This is a genomic window from Streptomyces sp. NPDC046379, assembly GCF_055587785.1.
The window spans coordinates 117,324-139,263 of record NZ_JBVJFP010000009.1 but is presented as its reverse complement, the minus strand read 5'-3'; the positions used below and the strand labels follow the sequence as shown (position 1 = coordinate 139,263).

Genomic DNA, 21,940 nt, shown 5'->3' with positions numbered 1-21,940 from the left:
GGTCCGGCCGACGGCCCGGCAAAGGGGGCGTGAAGCACATACGCGACGGGCTGTCGAGGCCGGTCGGCGTGAGGAACCTCACCCGGTCGGCCGGGTGTGAGGAGGCGGTTGACAGTCGCCCGGGGGCGTTCGGAATCGGTTCGGATTTCCGGCGTTCCAGGGTCGGGCCGGGGACCGGAAATTGATGTCCTTTCAGCTTTCCGCCGGGGTGGACTGCTGGGCGGTGAATGTCATCAGGCCGCGCAGAAATGCCAGGTCGACCTCTTCGAGGGAGTGCACCACGGTGCGCCGGGGGGCCGGGGCGATGGGGGCGACGGAGGGGACGGCCACGACATGGCAGCCGGCGGCCTCGGCGGCGGCGACGCCGGTCGCGGTGTCCTCCACGACGGCGCAGCGGGTCGGGTCCGCGCCGAGCCCGGCGGCGGCGACCAGGTAGGGATCGGGGTGCGGTTTGGTGCGGGCGACCTCGTCGCCGGCCACGGTGAGGGCGAAGTGCTGGGCGCCGAGGGAGGCGAGCACGCGGTCGATGATGCGGCGGTGCGAGGCGGAGACGAGGGCGGTGGGGACGTCGTGGGCGGCGAGCTCGGCGAGCAGCCGGGTGGCGCCCGGCATCAGCGGCAGGTGCCGGTCGATGCGCTTCTCGAACCCCTGGTTGAGCAGCACGGTCAGTTCGGCGAGGGTGATGTCGGCGCCGGTGGCCTCGATCAGGAAGCCCGCGCTGCGGCTCATGGGGCCGCCGACCACGACATGGCGCCAGGAGTCGTCCAGGGTGTGGCCGAGGGAGGCGAAGACCTCCGCCTCGACCTCCCACCAGAAGCCCTCGGTGTCGACGAGGGTGCCGTCCATGTCGAGGAGCACGGCCTGCAGGGCCGAGCCGTCGGCCGTCCGGGCGTCGGGCGCGGGAAGCGTTGTCGTCATCCACGTACCTCCTTGAGGGACGACCAGGCCGGTTCCCGGGCGGGAACCGGCCTGTCGTGGACCGACCATTGTACGACGCGGCCGATCCTTTTGCGGTGAACGGCGTCACGGAGGGTGGGCGCAGGCCCGCCCGGCGGTCACCGGGCGTTGAAGTACTTGGCCTCCGGGTGGTGGATGACGATGGCGTCGGTGGACTGCTCGGGGTGGAGCTGGAACTCCTCCGAGAGGCGGACGCCGATCCGCTCCGGCTCCAGCAGGTCCGCGATCTTGGCGCGGTCCTCCAGGTCGGGGCAGGCGCCGTAGCCGAGGGAGAAGCGGGCGCCGCGGTACTTGAGCGCGAACATCTCCTCGACGTCGGCGGGGTCCTCTCCGGCGAAGCCCAGCTCGGAGCGCACGCGCGCGTGCCAGTACTCGGCGAGGGCCTCGGCGAGCTGGACGGACAGGCCGTGCAGCTCCAGGTACTCGCGGTAGGAGTCGGACTCGAACAGCCGGGCGGTCTCCTCGCCGATGCGGGAGCCGACGGTGACGACCTGGAGGCCGACGACGTCGGTCTCGCCGGACTCCTCCGGGCGGAAGAAGTCGGCGAGGCACAGCCGGCGGCCGCGGCGCTGGCGGGGGAAGGTGAAGCGGGTGCGTTCGTTGCCGGCCTCGTCCAGGATGATCAGGTCGTCGTCCTTGGAGACGCACGGGAAGTAGCCGTAGACGACGGCCGCCTCCAGCAGGTTCTCCGTCTGGAGCTTGTCGAGCAGCCCGCGCAGCCTGGGGCGGCCCTCGGTCTCCACGAGTTCCTCGTACGACGGTCCCTCGCCGGTGCGGGCCTGCTTGAGGCCCCACTGCCCCTTGAACAGGGCGCCCTCGTCGAGCCAGGAGGCGTACTCGCGCAGCTGGATGCCCTTGACGACGCGGGTGCCCCAGAAGGGCGGGCTCGGGACCGGGTTGTCGGTGGCGACGTCGGAGCGGACGTGGCCCTCCTCCGGGTGCTCCTCGACGACGGCGGGGGCCGCGGCCCGCACCCGGCGCTGCTTGAGCTCGGGGAGCTTGGCGCCGGGCACACCGCGCTTGACGCCGATGAGGGCGTCCATCAGGCGCAGACCCTCGAAGGCGTCGCGGGCGTAGCGGACCTCGCCCTCGTAGATCTCGTGCAGGTCCTGCTCGACGTAGGCGCGGGTGAGGGCGGCGCCGCCGAGGATGACCGGGTAGTTCGCGGCCAGGCCCCGGGCGTTCAGCTCCTCGAGGTTCTCCTTCATGATCACGGTGGACTTGACGAGGAGACCGGACATGCCGATGACGTCGGCGCGGTGCTCCTCGGCGGCTTCCAGGATCGCGGAGACGGGCTGCTTGATGCCGAGGTTGACGACGGTGTAGCCGTTGTTGGAGAGGATGATGTCGACGAGGTTCTTGCCGATGTCGTGGACGTCGCCGCGGACGGTGGCGAGCACGATGGTGCCCTTGCCCTCGTCGTCGGTCTTCTCCATGTGCGGTTCGAGGTGGGCGACGGCGGTCTTCATCACCTCGGCGGACTGGAGGACGAACGGCAGCTGCATCTGGCCGGAGCCGAACAGCTCGCCGACGACCTTCATGCCGTCGAGCAGGGTGTCGTTGACGATGTCCAGGGCGGGGCGGTCCTTCAGCGCCTCGTCCAGGTCGGCCTCCAGGCCGTTGCGCTCGCCGTCGATGATCCGGCGCTTGAGGCGCTCGTCCAGCGGGAGCGCGGCCAGTTCCTCGGCCTTGCCGGCCTTCAGGGACTTGGCGGTGGCGCCCTCGAAGAGCTGCATCAGCTTCTGGAGGGGGTCGTAGCCCTCGGTGCGCCGGTCGTGGATCAGGTCGAGGGCGGTCTGCACCTCCTCCTCGCTGAAGCGGGCGATGGGGAGGATCTTGGAGGCGTGGACGATCGCGGAGTCCAGGCCGGCCTTGACGCACTCGTCGAGGAAGACGGAATTGAGCAGGATGCGGGCGGCCGGGTTGAGGCCGAAGGAGATGTTGGACAGGCCGAGCGTGGTCTGCACGTCGGGGTGGCGGCGCTTGAGCTCGCGGATGGCCTCGATGGTGGCGATGCCGTCCTTGCGGGACTCCTCCTGGCCGGTGCAGATGGTGAAGGTGAGGCAGTCGATGAGGATGTCCTCCTCGCGGATGCCCCAGTTGCCCGTCAGGTCGGCGATCAGCCGTTCGGCGATCTCGACCTTCTTCTCGACGGTGCGGGCCTGGCCCTCCTCGTCGATGGTGAGCGCGATCAGGGCGGCGCCGTGCTCCCGGGCGAGCCGGGTGACCTTGGCGAAGCGGGAGTCGGGGCCGTCGCCGTCCTCGTAGTTGACGGAGTTGATGACCGCGCGTCCGCCGAGCTTCTCCAGGCCGGCCCGGATGACCTCGACCTCGGTGGAGTCCAGCACGATCGGCAGCGTGGAGGCGGTGGCGAAGCGGCCCGCCAGCTCCTCCATGTCGGCGACGCCGTCCCGGCCGACGTAGTCCACGCACAGGTCGAGCATGTGCGCGCCCTCGCGGATCTGCTCCCGCACCATCTCCACGCAGTCGTCCCAGCGGCCCTCCAGCATGGCCTCGCGGAACTTCTTGGAGCCGTTGGCGTTGGTGCGCTCGCCGATCGCCAGGTACGAGGTGTCCTGACGGAACGGCACCGACTGGTAGAGGGAGGCGGCGCCCGGCTCGGGGCGCGGGGAGCGCTCGGCGGGAGCGAGGCCGCGGACCCGCTCGACGACCTGGCGCAGGTGCTCGGGGGTCGTGCCGCAGCAGCCGCCGACCAGGGACAGGCCGTAGTCGCGGACGAAGTTCTCCTGGGCGTCGGCCAGTTCGGGGGCGCCGAGCGGGTAGTGGGCGCCGTCCGAGGTGAGCACGGGCAGTCCGGCGTTCGGCATGCAGGACAGCGGGACGCGGGAGTGGCGGGCGAGGAAGCGCAGGTGCTCGCTCATCTCGGCGGGGCCGGTGGCGCAGTTCAGGCCGATCATGTCGATGCCGAGCGGCTCCAGCGCGGTGAGCGCGGCGCCGATCTCGGAGCCGAGCAGCATGGTGCCGGTGGTCTCGACGGTGACGGAGACGATCAGCGGGACGTCGTATCCGGCGGCCTGCATGGCGCGGCGGGCGGCGACGACGGAGGCCTTGGTCTGCAGCAGGTCCTGGGTGGTCTCCACGAGCAGCGCGTCGGCGCCGCCGGCGAGGAGGCCCTCGGCGTTCTTCTGGTAGGCGTCGCGGATGGCGGCGAAGGTGGTGTGGCCGAGGGTGGGCAGCTTGGTGCCGGGGCCCATGGAGCCGAGGACCCAGCGCTGCTGTCCGGTGCGGCCGGTGAACTCGTCGGCGGTCTCGCGGGCGATGCGGGCGCCGGCCTCGGACAGCTCGTGGATGCGGTCGGCGATGTCGTACTCGCCGAGGGCGCTGAGGTTGGCGCCGAAGGTGTTGGTCTCGACACAGTCGACGCCCGCGTCGAAGTAGGCGGAGTGCACCGAGCGGACGATGTCGGGGCGGGTGACGTTGAGGACCTCGTTGCAGCCCTCGAGGTTCTGGAAGTCGTCGAGGGTGGGTTCCTGGGCCTGGAGCATCGTGCCCATGGCTCCGTCGGCGACCACCACGCGGGTGGCGAGGGCCTCACGGAGGGCGGACACACGGGTCCGGGTGTCGGCGGAGGTGGACTGCGGCGACGAGGCCATGTAAGGGCTCCCTGATAATGCGACGGCTGTCGGCTTTGCGCTTTCCCCCGCCGGACCCGTCCGGTGTCCCGGATCCCTCCGGTGTCTCCGGACGGCTCCGGACGGCCGGACGGCTCCGGAGGAAGGTCACCGGCTTGTCCCCGGCGGAAGGCGCACGCCGCCAGGGTAGCCGGGATCGAGGCCCTAGGGTCAGGTGGTCCACGACACGGACCGCCCCGGCGCACACCGCGGCGGGGCGGGACACCGCCGAGGGCGGGCGGCGTCCCGGAGGCAACTCCCGGCCTGCCATTGGCGGGAGGTCGGCATGGACCGGTAGTGTTCGACATTGCCGAACGGCGGACAGTACCTGACAGCGGCAGCCGCAAGCGCTGCTCGACGGTCGAAGGGACGGAGGGCAGGACGGCGATGGCACGGAACATCCAGTCGCTCGAACGGGCGGCGGCGATGCTGCGCTTGCTCGCGGGCGGCGAGCGGCGGCTGGGCCTGTCGGACATCGCCTCGTCGCTGGGCCTCGCCAAGGGCACCGCCCACGGCATCCTGCGCACCCTCCAGCAGGAGGGCTTCGTCGAGCAGGACGAGGCATCCGGGCGGTACCAGCTGGGCGCCGAGCTGCTGCGCCTGGGCACCACGTATCTGGACGTGCACGAACTGCGCGCCCGCGCCCTGGTGTGGACCGACGACCTGGCCCGTTCGAGCGGCGAGAGCGTCTATCTCGGCGTCCTGCACCAGCAGGGCGTGCTCATCGTGCACCACGTCTTCCGCCCCGACGACAGCCGGCAGGTCCTGGAGATCGGGGCCATGCAGCCGCTGCACTCCACCGCGCTGGGCAAGGTGCTCTCCGCCTACGACCCGGTCGCCCACAGCGAGGCGCTCGAGGCCGACCGCAAACCCTTCACCGACCGCACCGTCTGCGACGCGGCCGCCTTCGAGCACATCCTCGACCTCACGCGCGCACGGGGCTACGCCGCCGACGTGGAGGAGACCTGGGAGGGCGTGGCGTCCGTCGCCGCGCCCATCCACGACCGGCGGCGGATGCCGGTCGGCTCGGTCGGCATCACGGGGGCCGTGGAGCGGCTGTGCCGGGACGGCGAGCTGCGCCCCGACCTGATCGCGGCCGTGCGCGACTGCGCCCGCGCGGTCTCCCGCGACCTGGGCGCCGGGCGCTTCTAGACACACCCGCCGAGACCGGGACGTCCGTACGCCGTCCCGGTCCTCGCCCTACCCTGAAACCGGCCCGGAACGGCAACAAAACGTCTCACAACAGGCACTGCGGTCGCTATCCGCAGATAGGCGGCGGTCGCCCCAGGGGACGGACCGGCAGGTCACGGGAATCAGTAACGATCGGGCTTCCGACAACAGAACTCTTGACGTGCACGGAACGCCGAAGCGAGACTCCCGTCCATCGGTCGGCATTGTCGAACACCTACCGGCAATACGCGCTAGAGTGTGACAACGCCAAGGGCCGGCATCGCTCTTCCCCTGGACGAAGGACAAAGGAGTCGCGGGTGTCCAGCTCCGACATCTTCATCGGCGAGACCATCGGTACCGCCATGCTCATCCTGCTCGGCGGCGGCGTCTGCGCCGCCGTCACGCTGAAGGCCTCCAAAGCCCGCAACGCCGGCTGGCTCGCCATCACCTTCGGGTGGGGTTTCGCCGTGCTCACGGCGGTCTACACCTCGGCGCCGCTCTCCGGCGCCCACCTGAACCCGGCGGTCACCGTCGGCATCGCGGTCAAGGACAACGCCTGGGGCGACGTCCCGGCCTACTTCGCCGGACAGCTGCTCGGCGCCATGATCGGCGCCGCCCTGGTCTGGGTCGCGTACTACGGCCAGTTCCACGCCCACCTCACCGACCGGGAGATCGTCGGCGGACCGGGCGCCGAGGACACCGACGCGAAGGCCGTGGAGGCCCGGGAGAAGGGCGCGGGCCCGGTTCTGGGCATCTTCTCCACCGGCCCCGAGATCCGGAACGTGGCGCAGAACCTCGCCACCGAGATCATCGGCACGGTCGTGCTGGTGCTCGCCGTCCTCACGCAGGGCCTCAACGACGACGGCAACGGCCTGGGCATCCTCGGCGCGCTGATCACCTCGCTGGTCGTGGTGGGCATCGGCCTCTCCCTGGGCGGCCCCACCGGCTACGCCATCAACCCGGCACGCGACCTGGGCCCGCGCATCGTGCACGCGCTGCTCCCGCTGCCCAACAAGGGCGGTTCGGACTGGAGCTACGCCTGGATCCCGGTCGCCGGACCGCTGATCGGCGGCGCGCTCGCGGCAGGCATCTACAGGCTGGCCTTCGCCTAGGGATTCGCCTAGACAGTCCGTCAGGACCGCCGCAGCAGCCAGCGCACGTCATCCCCAGTCCGTACCTGTGAATCAGGAGCACACCGTGACCGACGCCCACACCGCCGGCCCGTTCATCGCCGCCATCGACCAGGGCACCACCTCCAGCCGCTGCATCGTCTTCGACCGCGACGGGCGCATCGTCGCCGTCGACCAGAAGGAGCACGAGCAGATCTTCCCGAAGCCGGGCTGGGTCGAGCACGACGCCACCGAGATCTGGACCAACGTCCAGGAGGTCGTCGCCGGCGCCGTCGCCAAGGCGGGCATCACCCGCGACGACATCAAGGCCATCGGCATCACCAACCAGCGCGAGACCACCGTGCTGTGGGACCGCACCACCGGCGAGCCGGTCCACAACGCCATCGTCTGGCAGGACACCCGCACCGACGCCCTGTGCAAGGAACTGGGCCGCAACGTCGGCCAGGACCGCTTCCGCCGCGAGACCGGCCTGCCGCTCGCCTCCTACTTCGCCGGCCCCAAGGCCCGCTGGCTGCTCGACAACGTCGAGGGCCTCAAGGAGCGCGCCGAGGCGGGCGACATCCTCTTCGGCACCATGGACACCTGGGTCATCTGGAACCTCACCGGCGGCGTCGACGGCGGCCGGCACGTCACCGACGTCACCAACGCCTCCCGCACCCTGCTGATGAACCTCCACACCATGGAGTGGGACGAGAGGATCGCCGAGTCCATCGGCGTGCCGACGCGCATCCTCCCCGAGATCCGCTCCTCGGCCGAGGTGTACGGCGAGATCAGGGGCGGCCGCCTCGGCGAGCTGCTCGGCGGCATCCCGGTGGCCTCCGCGCTCGGCGACCAGCAGGCGGCCCTGTTCGGCCAGACCTGTTTCTCCGAGGGCGAGACCAAGTCGACGTACGGCACCGGCACCTTCATGGTGATGAACACCGGCGACAAGATCATCAACTCCTACAGCGGCCTGCTGACCACCGTCGGCTACAAGATCGGCGACCAGGACACGGTCTACGCCCTGGAGGGCTCGATCGCCGTCACCGGTTCGCTGGTGCAGTGGATGCGCGACCAGATGGGCCTGATCTCCACCGCCGCCGAGATCGAGACGCTCGCGCTGTCCGTCGAGGACAACGGCGGCGCCTACTTCGTGCCGGCCTTCTCCGGACTGTTCGCCCCGTACTGGCGCTCCGACGCCCGCGGGGTGATCGCCGGCCTCACCCGGTACGTCACCAAGGCGCACCTGGCCCGCGCGGTGCTGGAGGCCACCGCCTGGCAGACGCGGGAGATCGCCGACGCCATGACCAAGGACTCCGGCGTGGAGCTGGCCGCCCTGAAGGTCGACGGCGGCATGACCTCCAACAACCTGCTGATGCAGACCCTCGCCGACTTCGTGGACGCCCCCGTGGTGCGCCCGATGGTCGCCGAGACCACCTGCCTCGGCGCCGCCTACGCCGCCGGCCTGGCCGTCGGTTTCTGGAACAGCACCGACGACCTGCGCGCCAACTGGCGGCGGGCCGCCGAGTGGACCCCCCGCATGGACGCGGACACCCGCGCCCGTGAGTACAAGAACTGGCTCAAGGCCGTCGAACGGACCATGGGCTGGCTCGAGGACGAGAGCTGACGGGACCCGGACCCGGCCCGCGCGTCGCCCACGGGGCTCTCCCCGGCCTCCCCCGGCACGCGCGGGCCGTCCCCGGCCCCTGGCTCAAGAGAGCTGACGAGGAGCAACCACCCACCATGACCAGCCAGTCCACCCTGCAGTCCGTGCCCGCGCCGGGCACCCGCCCGGCCCACGGCACGGGACCGAGCCGCGCCGAGACCCGGGAGCGGCTCGACAAGGCGTCCTACGACCTTCTTGTGATCGGCGGCGGCATCCTGGGCATCTCCACCGCCTGGCACGCCGCGCAGTCCGGTCTCAGGGTGGCGCTGGTCGACGCCGGCGACTTCGCCGGCGCCACCTCCTCCGCCTCCTCCAAGCTGCTTCACGGAGGGCTGCGCTACCTCCAGACCGGCGCGGTCAGGCTGGTGGCGGAGAACCACTTCGAGCGCCGCGCGGTCTCCCGCCAGGTGGCCCCCCACCTCGCCAACCCGCTCACCTTCTACCTGCCGGTCTACAAGGGCGGCCCGCACGGCGCGGCCAAGCTCGGCGCGGGCGTCTTCGCCTACTCCGCGCTGTCCGCCTTCGGCGACGGCGTCGGCCACCTCCTGTCCCCCGCCAGGGCACAGGCGGACGTGCCCGAGCTGCGCACCGAGAACCTCAAGGCCGTGGCCGTGTACGGCGACGACCAGATGAACGACGCGCGGATGGCTCTGATGACGGTCCGCGCGGCCGTCGAGGCGGGCGCCGTCGTCCTCAACCACGCGGAGGTCACCGGTCTGCGCTTCACCCGGGGCCGGGTCACCGGCGCCGAGCTGCGCGACCGGCTGTCGGGCGAGGAGTTCGGCGTCGACGCCCGGCTGGTGCTCAACGCCACCGGCCCCTGGGTCGACCACCTGCGCCGGATGGAGGACCCGAAGGCCGCGCCGTCGATCCGGCTGTCGAAGGGCGCGCACCTGGTGCTCAAGCGCACCTCCCCGTGGAAGGCCGCGCTCGCCACCCCGATCGACAAGTACCGCATCACCTTCGCCCTCCCCTGGGAGGACATGCTGCTGCTCGGCACCACCGACGAGCCGTACGAGGGCGACCCGGCCGACGTCGCCGTCAACGACCGGGACATAGCCCAGATCCTCGACGAGGCCGCCTTCTCCATCCGCGACCAGCAGCTCGAACGGGACCTGATCACGTACGCCTTCGCGGGTCTGCGGGTGCTGCCGGGCGGTCCCGGCGACACCGCCAAGGCCAGGCGGGAGACGGTCGTCACCGAGGGCCGGGGCGGGATGCTGTCGGTCGCCGGCGGCAAGTGGACGACGTTCCGGCACATCGGACGGACCGTCATGAGGAAGCTGGAATCGCTGCCGGGCCATCCGCTCGGCGAGGACTTCGAGCCGGTCGCCTCGCTGCCGAAGAAGCTGCCGCTGCCCGGCATCGCCAACCCGCGCGCGGTCGCCCACCGGCTGCTGGTCGACGGCCCGGCGCCCGGCCCGCGCATGGCCGCCGACACCGCCCGCCACCTGGCCACCCACTACGGCTCCCTCGCCTTCGACATCGCCCGCCTGGCGAACGGCGACCCCGCCCTCGCCGAGCGCGTCCACCCGGACGCCCCGGAGATCTGGGCCCAGGTGGTGTGGGCCCGCGACCACGAGTGGGCCGAGACGGCCGACGACGTACTGCGCCGCCGCACCACGCTGACGATCCGCGGCCTGGCCACGGACGAGGTCCGCGCGAAGGTGCAGTCCGTGCTCGACGCGAAGTAGTCCGCAAGGACCGGGCCCGGCACGGCACGGCACGGCACGGCACGGCACGGCACGGCACGGCGGCAAGGGGCGGCTCCCCGCGGATTCCCACGGTTTCCCTTGGATTCCCATGGATTCCGGTGGGTTCCCATGGATGGAGCCGCCCCTTCCGCACGTCCCGGGAACGGGTGTTCAACTCGGGTGAGCTGGGCAGTGATCCGTGCACTCCCCCGTCCAGGGGGCTGCGGGCGCCCCCTCCGAACGCCGTAAGGTTGGGTCGTCAAGCGAGAGCACGTCGGAAGGAGGCACTGGGTGATCGAGCTCGAGGGGGTTCCCGAGCTGATCGACCCGGTCATGGTGGCCGCGTTCGAGGGCTGGAACGATGCCGGCGACGCCGCCTCCACCGCGGTCGCGCATCTCGAGAGGGAGTGGAAGGGCGAGGTCTTCGCGGCGCTGGACGCCGAGGACTACTACGACTTCCAGGTCAACCGGCCCACCGTGTGGATGGACGCCGGAGTCCGCAAGATCACCTGGCCGACGACACGGCTCTCGGTGGTCCGGGTCGGCGGCGACAAGCCGCGCGACCTGGTGCTGGTCCGCGGCATCGAACCGTCCATGCGCTGGCGCTCGTTCTGCAACGAGCTGCTCGGTTTCGCGCACGAGCTGGGCGTGGAGCTGGTGGTGATCCTGGGCGCGCTGCTCGGGGACACCCCGCACACCCGTCCGGTGCCGATCAGCGGGACCACGTCCGATCCGGACCTGGCGCGGCGGATGGGCCTGGAGGAGACCAAGTACGAGGGTCCGACGGGCATCGTCGGCGTCCTCCAGGAGGCGTGCACGCACGCGGGAGTGCCGGCCGTGTCGCTGTGGGCGGCGGTGCCGCACTACGTGTCGCAGCCGCCCAACCCGAAGGCGACGCTGGCCCTGCTCAACCGCCTGGAGGACCTGATCGACGTGCGGATCCCGCTGGGCGAGCTGCCCGAGGACGCTCGCGCCTGGCAGGTGGGCGTCGACCAGCTGGCCGCCGAGGACAGCGAGGTCGCGGAGTACGTCCAGACGCTGGAGGAGGCCCGGGACACCGCGGAGCTGCCGGAGGCGTCGGGCGAGGCGATCGCCCGCGAGTTCGAGCGGTACCTGCGGCGCCGGGACGGCGGCGGCACCGCGCCCGGCGGGCACGCCACGGCGGACGGCGGGGACGGTACGACGTCGTATCTGCGGGACAGCCCCGGCGGCCGCACTCGCCCGCCGAAGCCGCCGAAGCCGGACGCGGAGGACGACGAGCCGACCGAGGAATGACCGCCGGACCCGCACACGGTCGACCGGCTGAACGAGAAGGGCGCCCCGTCCGCGACGGGGCGCCCTTCTCGCGTCGTGGCGGCGGCCGTTACAGCGCGACGCCCAGCAGCGCGTCCACCGCGCGGGAGACGATCCCGGGCGCGCCCGCGTCGGCGCCGCCGCTCTGCTCCTGGAGGGCGACCCAGCGGTCGACGGCGGCCAGCGCGGCCGGCGCGTCGAGGTCCTCGGCGAGGGCGTCGCGGATCTGCTCGACGAGCGCCTCGGCGGGCGGTCCGTCGGGCCGGGAGACCGCGGCGCGCCAGCGGCCGAGCCGGGCCACGGCGTCCTGCAGCACCTGGTCGGTCCACTCCCAGTCGGCCCGGTAGTGGTGGGCGAGCAGCGCCAGCCGGATGGCGGCCGGGTCGACGCCGTCGCGGCGCAGCCGGGAGACGAAGACCAGATTTCCCTTGGACTTGGACATCTTCTCGCCGTGCAGGGCGACCATGCCGGCGTGGACGTAGGCCTTCGCCATCGGGAAGTCGCCGGTCAGCACCTGGGCGTGGGAGGCGCCCATCTCGTGGTGCGGGAAGGCGAGGTCGGAGCCGCCGCCCTGGACGTCGAAGCCCATGCCGAGGTGGTCGAGGGCGATGGCGACGCACTCGATGTGCCAGCCGGGCCGGCCGCGGCCGAGGGAGCCGCCGTCCCAGCTGGGTTCGCCCTCGCGGGCGGCCATCCACAGCATCGGGTCGACGGGGTTCTTCTTGCCCGGGCGGTCGGGGTCGCCGCCGCGCTCGGCGGACAGCATCCGCATGGCGGCGGCGTCGAGGCCGGAGACCCTGCCGAAGTTCGGGTCGGTCTCGACGGAGAAGTAGACGTCGCCGTCCAGCTCGTAGGCGGCGCCCATGTCGCGCAGTCGTTCCACCAGCGGAACGATGCCGGGTATCGCCTCGACGGCGCCGATGTAGTGCTTCGGGGGCAGCATCCGCAGGGCCGTCATGTCCTCGCGGAACAGGGCGGTTTCCTGCTCCGCCAGGGCCGCCCAGTCGATGTCGTCGCGCTGCGCCCGCTCCAGCAGCGGATCGTCGACGTCGGTGACGTTCTGGACGTAGTGGACCTGGCGCTGGTTGTCGAGCCACACGCGCTGCACGAGGTCGAACGCGTTGTAGGTCGCCGCGTGACCGATGTGCGTCGCGTCGTAGGGGGTGATGCCGCAGACGTAGATACGGGCGACGGGACCGGGGTCGAGGGTGACGAGGCCGCCGGTCGCGGTGTCGTGGATCCTCAGGTCGCGGCCCTGACCAGGCAGGGCGGGGACCTCGGAAGCGGGCCAGGCATGCATGACTCGAGCCTAACCGGACCGGAGTCCCGTATACGAACCGGATCGGGCGGTTCGGCCGGGAAGGCGCTCTTGTGTTTCCGCGGCCGGTATGCCTTCCGGGCCTCCGCGGCCCGGGAGCCCGGCCGGGGCTATACGGGTGGCCAGGGAATGGCCGGCCATTCCCCGCCGGGCTCGGGATGCACGCCGGTGGCGAGGAGGGCGTCGATCCTCGCGCGCGTGGCGTCCAGCTCCGCCCCGGTGATCAGACCGGCGAGGCGTCCGGCGAGGGCGCCGCCCGGCGCGAGGTCCTCGCGCAGCCGCTTGAGCACGTCGACGGCCTCGTCCGGCAGCGGCTCCCCGGCCCAGCCCCACAGCAGGGTGCGCAGCTTGTTCTCGGTGTTGAAGGTGACGCCGTGGTCGATGCCGTAGAGCCGTCCGTCCGCGGCGGGCAGCAGATGGCCGCCCTTGCGGTCGGCGTTGTTGATCACGGCGTCGAGGACGGCGAGCCGGCGCAGCCGCGGGTCGTCGGCGTGCACCAGCAGCGCGGTCCGGCCCTCGCCCACCTCGGCGAGGCCGACGGCCTTCCAGCCGGGCCCGGGCTCCTCCGCGTCCACCAGGGCGAGCAGCTCGTCCCCGGGCACGGCCTCGATCCACAGCTGGCACATGCCCTCGCCGTAGGGCCCGTCGCGCAGCACGGTCGGCGGGACCAGGCCCCAGCCGGTCGCCTCGGAGACCTCGTACGCGGCCACCTCGCGCCGGGCGAGGGTGCCGTCGGGGAAGTCCCACAGCGGGCGCTCCCCGGCGACCGGCTTGTACACGCAGGCCGCCTCCCGGCCCTCGTGCGCGACGGTGCAGTACAGGGCGGCGTTGGAGGCGTCACGGATGCGTCCGCGCACGGTCAGCTCGCCGACGGCGAGCAGCGCGGCGTCGGCGGCCGTCACGCTCCGCGGCGGTATCCGTTCTGGCGCGGACATACGTGTCCTTCCGGGTCGAGCGGCAGGCTGCACAGCGGGCACGGCGGCCGGCCGGCGTTGACGACGTCGAGGGCGCGCTTGGCGAACGCGCGGGCCTGGGCGCCGGTGAGCCGGACCCGCAGCATCGGGGGTCCGTTCTCCTCGTCCTGGAGGAGTCTTTCCTCCGCCTCGGCGAGGTCCTCGTCGGTGTCGGCGTCCAGCTCCACCAGGGCCTGCGCCTCGACGATCATGCGCTCTTCCTCGCCGTCCCAGGCGAGGGCCATGGTGCCGACCCGGAACTCCTCCTCGACGGGGGTGTCCAGGGGGGCGGTGTCGGTGATCTCGGCGGGGGCGACGGCCGGCACCGCCGCGCTGCCGCCGCTGCGCCGCACCACCTCGTCCAGCAGTTCGTCCATGCGTTCGGCGAGCGCGGCGACCTGGGTCTTCTCCAGGGCCACGCTGGTCACCCGGGAGCCGGCTGAGGCCTGGAGGAAGAACGTACGGCGTCCGGGCAGCCCGACCGTGCCGGCCACGAAGCGGTCCGGGGGGTCGTAGAGGAACACCTGACGGGACACGTCCTGTCTCCATTGATCGTGGGTCGACTTCGACTGCGGGCGAGTGCGGCGCTACTGCGACCGCTTCACCCTACTGCGGGCGACGATCACGGTGCGCCCGCACCGCCCCCGACCGGTGCGTCCTGGGCCGGCGGTTCCTGGCGCGGCACCAGGGAGGCGAAGTCCCCGGTGTCGCCGAGGCGCACGACGAAGGGCCGCAGACGGGTGTAACGGATCGCCGTGATGGAACACGGTTCCACAGCGATCCGCTGGAAGAGGTCGAGATGCAGTCCGAGGGCTTCGGCGACGAGGGACTTGATGATGTCCCCGTGGGAGCACATGAGGTACACGGCGTCGGGGCCGTGGTCGCGCTCCACGCGCGCGTTCCACTCCCGCACCGCTTCGGCGGCGCGGGTCTGCATCGTGCGCAGGGACTCCCCGCCGGGGAACGCCGCGGCCGAGGGGTGGGCCTGCACGATCTCCATCAGCGGTTCGTCCTTCAGCTCGGCGAGCTTGCGGCCGGACCAGTCGCCGTAGTCGCACTCGCTGATCCGCTCCTCGGTGTGCGCGGTGAGGCCGGGGCGGGCGTCCAGGAGCGGGCGGACGGTCTCGCGGCAGCGCTGGAGCGGGCTGGTGACGACCTCGGCGAGAGGCAGCTCGGCGAGCCGGCCGGGCAGTGCGGCGGCCTGCTCGGCGCCGCGCTCGTCGAGGGCGACGCCGGGCGTCCGGCCGGCGAGTACGCCTTCGGTGTTGGCGGTGGAACGTCCGTGCCGGACGAGGATCAGCGTGGGCATGCCGACCAGCGTAGGCGCACGCCGGGGTGCACCGGCGTGCCGAGGACGGGAGAGACCGCCGAGTGATCGTGGACTGCGCCATCTACCGGGACGGACGGCGGGCCGAGGGGCCCGAGGATCTGTCCGACGCCCTGGCCGACGCCCGGACGGCGGGCGGGTTCGTGTGGATCGGGCTGCACGAGCCCGGTGAGAAGGAGTTCGCCCATGTCACCGAGGAGTTCGGGCTGCACCCGCTGGCCGTCGAGGACGCCCTGAAGGCGCACCAGCGGCCGAAGCTGGAGGTCTACGACGACTCGCTGTTCCTGGTGCTGAAGCCGGTGGTGTACGAGCCGGAGAGCGACGCCGTGTCCACCGGAGAGGTGATGGTCTTCCTCGGGGACGGCTTCGTGGTGACGGTCCGGCACGGCGAGGGCGCGCCGCTGGCGGCCGTGCGGCGGCGGCTGGAGCGGGAGCCGGAGCTGCTCGGCAAGGGTCCGACGTCGGTGCTGTACGCGATCGCCGACGCGGCGGTGGACCACTACCTGGAGGTGTCCGCGGAGCTCCAGACCGACCTGGAGGAGCTGGAGGCGGAGGTCTTCTCGCCGGACGACGGCGGCTCGCGCCACACGGCGTCGCGGATCTACAACTTCAAGCGGCAGATCCTGGAGTTCCGCCGGGCGACCGGGCCGCTGGCGCCGCCGATGACACGGCTGGCGGGCAATGGGGCGTTCGGCTCGGTGCCGTTCGTCGACGAGCGGGCGCGGCCGTTCTTCCGGGACGTCGGCGACCATCTGACGCGGGTGAACGAGTCGGTGGAGGGCCTGGACCGGCTGGTGTCGGACATCCTGTCCGCGCATCTGGCGCAGATGAGCGTCCGGCAGAACGACGACATGCGGAAGATCTCCGCGTGGGCGGCCATGGCCGCGGTCCCCACGATGATCGCCGGGGTCTACGGCATGAACTTCGAGCACATGCCGGAGCTGCGCTGGGTGTGGGCGTATCCGGCGGTGATCGCCCTGATGGCCGCCCTGGAGGTGCTGCTGTACCGGCTGTTCAAGCAGCGGGGCTGGCTGTGAGGGCGGGCGCGGCCGGGCTCAGGCGAACTCGGCGGCGGGAGCGGCGGGTCCGCCGAGGGCGTCGCGGCGGTCGGGCATCCGCAGCGACACCATGCGGCGCAGGCCGCCGAGCCGCTCGTACGCGTACACGGCGTGGATGCCGAGGGCGAGGACGGCGGCCTTGGGCCCGGACCAGCCGAGGATACGGCCCATGTGGGCCATGACGGCGAGGCTGACGTCCCGGTAGACCCGGATCTCGGCGCGGGCGCACTCGCGCAGCGTCCGCCGGATGGCCCGGTCGTGGCCGGCGCGCGCGAGGCGGAGCAGTTCCTCGTGGCAGTAGGCGAGGTGGCTGTCCTCGTCGTCGGAGATCATGCGGACCGCGCGGCCGATGTCGGGGTGGCCGGAGAAGTGCTTGCGCAGCAGCCGCATCTGCTCGGAGGCGCGCTGCTCGGTGACGCGGCTGTGGGCGAGGTAGGTGACGATGTCCTGGACGGTGAGCGGCTCGTCGCGCCGGAGCCGGGCGTGGGCGAGGCCGATGCCGTGGCGTTCCAGGAGCATCGTGTAGTCGGTCTCGGGAGGTACGGGGGCGGGGTCGAGGCCGCGCTTCCTCAGCAGGGCGTTGAAGATCCGGCCGTGCTTGTCCTCGTCGGCGCCGTGGCGGGTGATCCTGGGGGCGAGGGCGCGCTCGCTCTCGGGGACGAGCGCGGCGATGCGGGCGTTCTCCCAGCCGCCCTGGGTCTCGCCGCTCGCGGCGATGGAGCAGAAGAGGCGGAAGGACTCGTCGTGCTCGAGGATCTCCTGGAACAGGCTTTTGGCCGAAAGCATCTGGGGCCCCTCTCTGCGGGATCCGCGAAGTCCGCGAAGAACGAGTCAAAGGGGCCCGTGCGGGGGTGGCAACCGTTCTGTCGGACAACTCCGCCGAAAGAAGGACACGCCGGTCGGCTCGGGGGCGTGACCGCGCGCGGGCCGGCGCGTTGTTCCCGTGACGGCCGTGGCGGGGACGCCCCCGAGCCCCCGCCACGGCCACGCGGCCGCCTCACGCACGCGAGCGGGCCGCGGTTTCCGGCCCGCCCCCCTTGCGTGTCACGCCAGTCCGGCGCGCTCCAGGGCCTCGGTGCCCGCGCGCAGGGCGGTCAGGCGCTCCTCCAGCGTGAAGCCCGCGGGGGCCAGCGTCAGGGTGGTGACCCCCGCCGCCGCGTACGCCTTCATCCGGTCCGCGATGCGGTCCACCGAGCCGAGCAGCGTGGTCCGGTCGATCAGCTCGTGCGGCACGGCCGCCGCGGCGCCCTGCTTGTCGCCGGAGAGGTACTTGTCCTGGATCTCCTCGGCGGCCTGCTCGTAGCCCATGCGGCGGGCGAGCCGGTTGTAGAAGTTCTGCTTGCGGCTGCCCATGCCGCCGACGTAGAGGGCGGTGTACGGGCGGAAGGTGTCGGCGAGGGCCGGGACGTCCTTGTCGTCGCCCACCGCGAGCGGCAGGGTCGGGCAGACGTCGAAGCCGTCCAGGGTCTTGCCGGCCTTCTCCCGGCCGGCGCGCAGGTGCTGGACGGCCGTCTCCTCCAGGTGCTCGGCGGAGGGAAAGATCAGCAGGGCGCCGTCGGCGATCTCGCCGGTCTGCTCCAGGTTCTTCGGGCCGATCGCGGCGATGTAGAGCGGGATGTGCTCGCGCTGCGGGTGGACGGTCAGCTTCAGGGGCTTGCCGGGGCCGTCGGGCAGCGGGAGGGTCCAGTGCTCGCCCTGGTAGGAGAGGCGTTCGCGGGTCATCGCCCGGCGGACGATCTCCACGTACTCGCGGGTGCGGGCCAGCGGCTTGTCGAACCTGACGCCGTACCAGCCCTCGGAGACCTGCGGGCCGGAGACGCCGAGGCCGAGGCGGAAGCGGCCGCCGGAGAGGGAGTCGAGGGTCGCGGCCGTCATCGCGGTCATCGCGGGCTGTCGGGCGGGGATCTGGAAGATGGCCGAGCCCACGTCGATCCGCTCGGTGCGGGCCGCGACCCAGCTGAGCACGGTGGCGGCGTCGGAGCCGTAGGCCTCGGCCGCCCAGCAGACGGCGTAGCCGAGGCGGTCGGCCTCCTGGGCGACGGCGAGGTTGTCCCCGTCCATTCCGGCGCCCCAGTAGCCGAGGTTGATCCCGAGCTGCATGACCTTCCCCTTACTGATCAGTAACGTCCCTTGTGGCCTCGACCCTAGCGTGTGGGGGCGCGCCCGGCGGGGCGCGTGCGGGCGCTGCGCGCATCCGTTGTCCACAGGCATCCCACGGCACGAGTTCCGGCCAGTAATCTCGGCGGTCATGGAGCAGAGGCATCTCGGCCGTACCGGCCTGCGCGTGTCCCGGATCGGACTCGGCACCCTGACCTGGGGCCGGGACACCGACGAGCACGACGCCGCGGACCTGTTGAAGACGTTCTGGGAAGCGGGCGGGAGCCTCGTCGACACGGCCGACGTGTACGGGGACGGGGAGGCCGAGTACCTGCTCGGGCGGCTCGTCGACGGGCTGGTGCCGCGGCGGGACCTGGTGATCTCCACCAAGGCCGGCAGCGTGCCCGACCCGGACCGGCGTTTCGACGGCTCGCGCGGGCATCTGCTGTCGGCGCTGGACGCCTCGCTGGCCCGGCTCGGCACGGACTACGTCGACGTGTGGCACATCCACGCCTACGACCCGGACACCCCGCTGGAGGAGACGCTGCAGGCGCTGGACCTGGCGGTGAGCAGCGGCCGGGCGCGGTACGCGGGCGTCTCCAACTTCTGCGGCTGGCAGCTCGCCAAGGCCGGGACCTGGCAGCTCGCGGCGCCGGGGACGCGCACGCGGCTGGCGTGCACGCAGATGGAGTACTCGCTGCTCCAGCGCGGCGTGGAGCGGGAGGTGCTGCCGGCCGCGATCGACCTCGGGATCGGGCTGCTGCCGTCCTCGCCGCTCGGGCGGGGCGTGCTGACGGGCAAGTACCGCAACACGACGCCGCCGGACTCGCGCGGCGCCTCGGAGCATCTGGCGCCGTTCGTCGAGCCGTATCTTGACGACACGGCCGACCGGATCGTGGAGGCGGTGACCACGGCGGCGGACGGCCTCGCGGTGACCCCGCTCCAGGTGGCCCTCGCCTGGGTTCGCGACCGCCCCGGCGTGACCGCCCCGATCGTCGGCGCGCGCAACGCGCAGCAGCTCACGGCGGCGTTGTCAGTGGAGGCGCTTAGTCTGCCCGACGAGATCTGCCGGGCGCTGGACGACGTGTCCGCGCCGGTGCACCACTACCCCGATCACGACTGGAGCACGCTGTGAGCACGGAGCCGAACACCACCGAGGCCGCGGAGAGCACGACGCCGGGCACCGCGGCGGAGGGCGGCGGGGCGGGGCCCGGGGGTGCGGCAGGCACGGTGACGGGCGGCGCGCCCCGCGGCGCCGGCGAGGAGGACGGCGGGACTCCCGGGGCGGCGGCCCAGGGCAGCGGGCCGGAGGACGGGGAGGGCGGCGCCACGGAGGACGACGGCGCGTCCGGGAGCGAAGCCGAGCCCGGCGGGGCGGAAGGTGCGGGGGGCGCCGAGCCGGGCGGTGCCGCGGAGGGTGCGCCCGGGGCGCTGTCCGAGGCCGAGGCCGAGCTGGCCGCTCAGCGCGTCGAGCGGGAGCGGATCGAGCGGCGGAAGGCCGAGAAGGCCCGGATCGAGGCCGGGGCCAAGCTGAGCGGGAAGGCCGCCGACCTGCTCGCGGCCGTCCGGGCCGTGGAGAGCGGGGAGAAGCCGCCCGCCACCGTCTTCGAGGAGCCCCCGCCGCGCCGGCCGGCCCCCGCGCCCGTACGGCGTCCCCAGCAGCCCGCGCCCGCCCCCGCCGGGCCCGCGCCGGACGCCGTGGAGGCCGTACGGCGGGTGCTGGCCGAGGGCGGGGCGCCCGAGGCCCTGGCCGCGGACACCGCCGCCGTGCTCGGGGACGGCGCGGCCGAGCGGCTGCGTGCCGACCCCTGGCAGCTGCTGCGCGTCGCCGGGGTGCGCCCCGAGCAGGCCGACGGGTTCGCCCGGGCGCTGCTGGGCGCCGAGTGCGGACCGGACGACGAGCGGCGGGGCCGGGCGGTGACCGGCTGGCTGCTGGAGCAGGCGGCGCTCGCCGGGCACACCGCCCTGGAGCTTCCGGCCCTGCACGCCGCCCTGTCCCGACGGGGCGTCCCCGATCCGGACGGCGCCGTGCAGGGCGCCTTGGCGGAGGGTGACGTCCTGGCCTTCCAGGACGGTGTGGAGGAGCAGGCGGAGGACGAGGAGAAGGCGGAGGACCCGGCGCCCGTACGGGTTCTCGCAGGGCTCGAGCGGTACGCGCTCGCCGAGGAGAGCCTCGCCGACGGGCTGGCCCGGCTGATCAACTCCGTGCCGAAGGAGGGTCGTCCGGCCGACGAGTGGGAGCGGGCCGCCGCAGGGGCGCGGGGGTCCGCCGCCGATCTGATCCGCGCCGTCGCCGGGCACGGACTCGTGCTGCACACCGGTGGCGAGGCCGCCCGCGCGGAGGCGGCGGAGCTGCTCGCCGCCGCACGCGGTCCGGGGCTGCGGGCCTGGGCCGCCGTCCACAGCCCCGTGGGCCGGGCGCGGCTCGCCGCCCCGGCCCAGTCCGTCGCGACGGTCGCCGGGCTGCTCTCCGGGGCCGAGGGCCCCGGGCGGGACCCCGAGGGAGCGCTGGACCTGGACCTGCTCGTCGTCCTGGACGCGCCCCAGCTCGACGTGGAGACGGCCGCGCTGCTCACGGAGTCGCTGCCGGACGGCGCGCGGCTGGTGCTCAGCGGCGATCCGGGCGTGCTGTGGTCGGTCGGGCCCGGCCGCGTCTTCGCCGACCTGCTCGCCGTGCGCGGCTGCCCGCAGGTGGCCTCCCGGCGGCCGGACCCCGGTCCGCTGGGCGAGCTGGTGTCCGGCATCGGCGTCGGCGAGCTGCTCCAGGTCGAGGCGCCCGGCAAGGAGGTCGTGATCGTGCCGGTGCGGGACGCCGGCGAAGCCGTGCACCGCACCGTGCAGCTCGTCGCCGACTCGGTGCCCCGGGCGCTGGGCGTGCCCGCCGAGGAGACCGTCGTCCTCACGCCGGGCCACGGCGGCGCGGCCGGCACCCGCGCGCTGAACGCGGCCCTGAAGGAGCGGCTCAACCCCGGCCCCGGCCGCTTCGGGGGCTTCGACCCGGGAGACCGGATCGCCTACTCCCCCGCGCCCGGACGCACGCTGCCGGGCCGGGTCGTCACGGCGGACGCCGACGGGCTGCACCTGTCCTGCTTGGGGGAGGCCGTCGTCGTGCCCAAGGAGCGCGTGGAGCGGTCCGTGCGCCACGGGTGGGCGCTGACCGCGCACCAGGCCGTGGGGGCCCGCTGGCCGGCCGCGGTGGTCGTGCTGCCGGGCGACGCCGCGCAGGCCCTCAGCCGGCCGTGGGTCTACACCGCGTTCGGGCGGGCGGAGCGGCATCTGTCCGTCGTCCACGGGGTGGACCAGGCGCTGCCGCGGGCGGTCGCCGAGGTCGGGCCCAAGCCCCGCACGACCCGGCTGCCGGAGCTGCTGGCGGCGCAGTTGCCGACGACCGGCTGATCCCGGCCCGTGTCCCGGCCGGGCCAAGCTGAACCGGACCGGACCGGGCCGGGCCGGCCGAGCCAAGCTGGTCCGGGCCGAGCCGTGCCGCACCGGCCGGGCCAGGCCGGTCCGTCCGAATCGGACCGCGCGGAATCGGACCGCGCGGAATCGGACCGCGCGGAACCGGGCTGGGTCGAACGGGACCGGGCCGAACCGGGCGGTCGAGACCGACGAAAACGGCGGCGGCCATCGGGAAGCATCGCTTCCCGGGTGTCCGCCGCCGTCCCG

At 73.0% G+C, this 21,940-nt stretch carries 16 protein-coding genes; 8 read left to right on the top strand and 8 right to left on the bottom strand.

Going from position 1 to position 21,940, the window contains the following annotated elements:
• Nucleotides 1–192: 192 nt before the first annotated feature.
• Together ACZ6KF_RS17660 and metH are read right to left on the bottom strand one after the other, a co-directional pair.
• Nucleotides 193–918: an HAD family hydrolase gene (locus ACZ6KF_RS17660; RefSeq protein ID WP_356626973.1), complete on the bottom strand. Its 726-nt coding sequence runs from the start codon at nt 916–918 to the stop codon at nt 193–195.
• Between the two features lie 137 nt (nt 919–1,055).
• The gene (gene metH, locus ACZ6KF_RS17655) at nt 1,056–4,571 is read right to left on the bottom strand and encodes a methionine synthase (protein WP_356626972.1); all 3,516 of its coding nucleotides are present in this window, start codon (nt 4,569–4,571) and stop codon (nt 1,056–1,058) included.
• A 405-nt stretch (nt 4,572–4,976) separates the two neighbouring features.
• On the opposite strand from metH, the gene ACZ6KF_RS17650 reads away from it, so the two are divergent.
• The 5 genes from ACZ6KF_RS17650 to ACZ6KF_RS17630 all read left to right on the top strand — a co-directional run bounded on the left by ACZ6KF_RS17650 (nt 4,977) and on the right by ACZ6KF_RS17630 (nt 11,503).
• Complete coding sequence (locus tag ACZ6KF_RS17650; RefSeq protein ID WP_356626971.1) at nt 4,977–5,741, top strand: IclR family transcriptional regulator; 765 nt, start codon at nt 4,977–4,979, stop codon at nt 5,739–5,741.
• A gap of 335 nt (nt 5,742–6,076) precedes the next feature.
• The gene (locus ACZ6KF_RS17645; RefSeq protein ID WP_356626970.1) at nt 6,077–6,871 is read left to right on the top strand and encodes an MIP/aquaporin family protein; all 795 of its coding nucleotides are present in this window, start codon (nt 6,077–6,079) and stop codon (nt 6,869–6,871) included.
• Between the two features lie 85 nt (nt 6,872–6,956).
• Nucleotides 6,957–8,495, top strand: coding sequence for a glycerol kinase GlpK (glpK, locus tag ACZ6KF_RS17640; protein ID WP_356626968.1), 1,539 nt, complete (start codon nt 6,957–6,959; stop codon nt 8,493–8,495).
• 116 nt (nt 8,496–8,611) lie between these two features.
• The gene (locus tag ACZ6KF_RS17635) at nt 8,612–10,228 is read left to right on the top strand and encodes a glycerol-3-phosphate dehydrogenase/oxidase (RefSeq protein ID WP_356626967.1); all 1,617 of its coding nucleotides are present in this window, start codon (nt 8,612–8,614) and stop codon (nt 10,226–10,228) included.
• Between the two features lie 291 nt (nt 10,229–10,519).
• The gene (locus ACZ6KF_RS17630; protein WP_356626966.1) at nt 10,520–11,503 is read left to right on the top strand and encodes a PAC2 family protein; all 984 of its coding nucleotides are present in this window, start codon (nt 10,520–10,522) and stop codon (nt 11,501–11,503) included.
• 88 nt (nt 11,504–11,591) lie between these two features.
• Here ACZ6KF_RS17630 and mshC read toward each other — a convergent pair whose 3' ends face one another.
• The 4 genes from mshC to ACZ6KF_RS17610 all read right to left on the bottom strand — a co-directional run bounded on the left by mshC (nt 11,592) and on the right by ACZ6KF_RS17610 (nt 15,101).
• Complete coding sequence (gene mshC, locus ACZ6KF_RS17625) at nt 11,592–12,821, bottom strand: cysteine--1-D-myo-inosityl 2-amino-2-deoxy-alpha-D-glucopyranoside ligase (protein ID WP_356626965.1); 1,230 nt, start codon at nt 12,819–12,821, stop codon at nt 11,592–11,594.
• 128 nt (nt 12,822–12,949) lie between these two features.
• On the bottom strand, nt 12,950–13,774 hold the full coding sequence (locus tag ACZ6KF_RS17620) for an SCO1664 family protein (RefSeq protein WP_469239148.1): 825 nt from the start codon (nt 13,772–13,774) through the stop codon (nt 12,950–12,952).
• Complete coding sequence (locus tag ACZ6KF_RS17615) at nt 13,738–14,328, bottom strand: DUF3090 domain-containing protein (RefSeq protein ID WP_356626963.1); 591 nt, start codon at nt 14,326–14,328, stop codon at nt 13,738–13,740. Before ACZ6KF_RS17615 ends, ACZ6KF_RS17620 begins: the two co-directional genes overlap by 37 nt.
• 86 nt (nt 14,329–14,414) lie before the next feature.
• Nucleotides 14,415–15,101: a histidine phosphatase family protein gene (locus tag ACZ6KF_RS17610; protein WP_356626962.1), complete on the bottom strand. Its 687-nt coding sequence runs from the start codon at nt 15,099–15,101 to the stop codon at nt 14,415–14,417.
• 62 nt (nt 15,102–15,163) lie between these two features.
• On the opposite strand from ACZ6KF_RS17610, the gene corA reads away from it, so the two are divergent.
• Nucleotides 15,164–16,156 (top strand): magnesium/cobalt transporter CorA, encoded by a 993-nt coding sequence (corA, locus tag ACZ6KF_RS17605; RefSeq protein ID WP_356626961.1) that lies wholly within the window; start codon nt 15,164–15,166, stop codon nt 16,154–16,156.
• 18 nt (nt 16,157–16,174) lie between these two features.
• On the opposite strand, the gene ACZ6KF_RS17600 is transcribed toward corA, so the two are convergent.
• A complete protein-coding gene (locus tag ACZ6KF_RS17600; RefSeq protein WP_356626960.1) occupies nt 16,175–16,963 on the bottom strand; it encodes a ferritin-like domain-containing protein in 789 nt (262 codons plus the stop codon).
• Nucleotides 16,964–17,221: 258 nt separating this feature from the next.
• Nucleotides 17,222–18,277 (bottom strand): LLM class F420-dependent oxidoreductase, encoded by a 1,056-nt coding sequence (locus ACZ6KF_RS17595; RefSeq protein ID WP_356626959.1) that lies wholly within the window; start codon nt 18,275–18,277, stop codon nt 17,222–17,224.
• A 148-nt stretch (nt 18,278–18,425) separates the two neighbouring features.
• Between ACZ6KF_RS17595 and ACZ6KF_RS17590 the strand changes: the two genes are divergently transcribed.
• Together ACZ6KF_RS17590 and ACZ6KF_RS17585 are read left to right on the top strand one after the other, a co-directional pair.
• Complete coding sequence (locus tag ACZ6KF_RS17590) at nt 18,426–19,409, top strand: aldo/keto reductase (RefSeq protein WP_356626958.1); 984 nt, start codon at nt 18,426–18,428, stop codon at nt 19,407–19,409.
• Nucleotides 19,406–21,670 (top strand): helix-hairpin-helix domain-containing protein, encoded by a 2,265-nt coding sequence (locus tag ACZ6KF_RS17585; protein WP_469239145.1) that lies wholly within the window; start codon nt 19,406–19,408, stop codon nt 21,668–21,670. The genes ACZ6KF_RS17590 and ACZ6KF_RS17585 overlap by 4 nt, the downstream gene beginning before the upstream one ends.
• Nucleotides 21,671–21,940: the final 270 nt, after the last annotated feature.

Coding starts and splice junctions, on each gene's coding strand:
- metH (WP_356626972.1), bottom strand. CDS start 4,571: ATGGCCTCGTCGCCGCAGTCCACCTCCGCCGACACCCGGACCCGTGTG.
- ACZ6KF_RS17590 (WP_356626958.1), top strand. CDS start 18,426: ATGGAGCAGAGGCATCTCGGCCGTACCGGCCTGCGCGTGTCCCGGATC.
- ACZ6KF_RS17610 (WP_356626962.1), bottom strand. CDS start 15,101: ATGCCCACGCTGATCCTCGTCCGGCACGGACGTTCCACCGCCAACACC.
- ACZ6KF_RS17620 (WP_469239148.1), bottom strand. CDS start 13,774: ATGTCCGCGCCAGAACGGATACCGCCGCGGAGCGTGACGGCCGCCGAC.
- ACZ6KF_RS17600 (WP_356626960.1), bottom strand. CDS start 16,963: ATGCTTTCGGCCAAAAGCCTGTTCCAGGAGATCCTCGAGCACGACGAG.
- mshC (WP_356626965.1), bottom strand. CDS start 12,821: ATGCATGCCTGGCCCGCTTCCGAGGTCCCCGCCCTGCCTGGTCAGGGC.
- ACZ6KF_RS17660 (WP_356626973.1), bottom strand. CDS start 918: ATGACGACAACGCTTCCCGCGCCCGACGCCCGGACGGCCGACGGCTCG.
- ACZ6KF_RS17650 (WP_356626971.1), top strand. CDS start 4,977: ATGGCACGGAACATCCAGTCGCTCGAACGGGCGGCGGCGATGCTGCGC.
- ACZ6KF_RS17595 (WP_356626959.1), bottom strand. CDS start 18,277: ATGCAGCTCGGGATCAACCTCGGCTACTGGGGCGCCGGAATGGACGGG.
- ACZ6KF_RS17635 (WP_356626967.1), top strand. CDS start 8,612: ATGACCAGCCAGTCCACCCTGCAGTCCGTGCCCGCGCCGGGCACCCGC.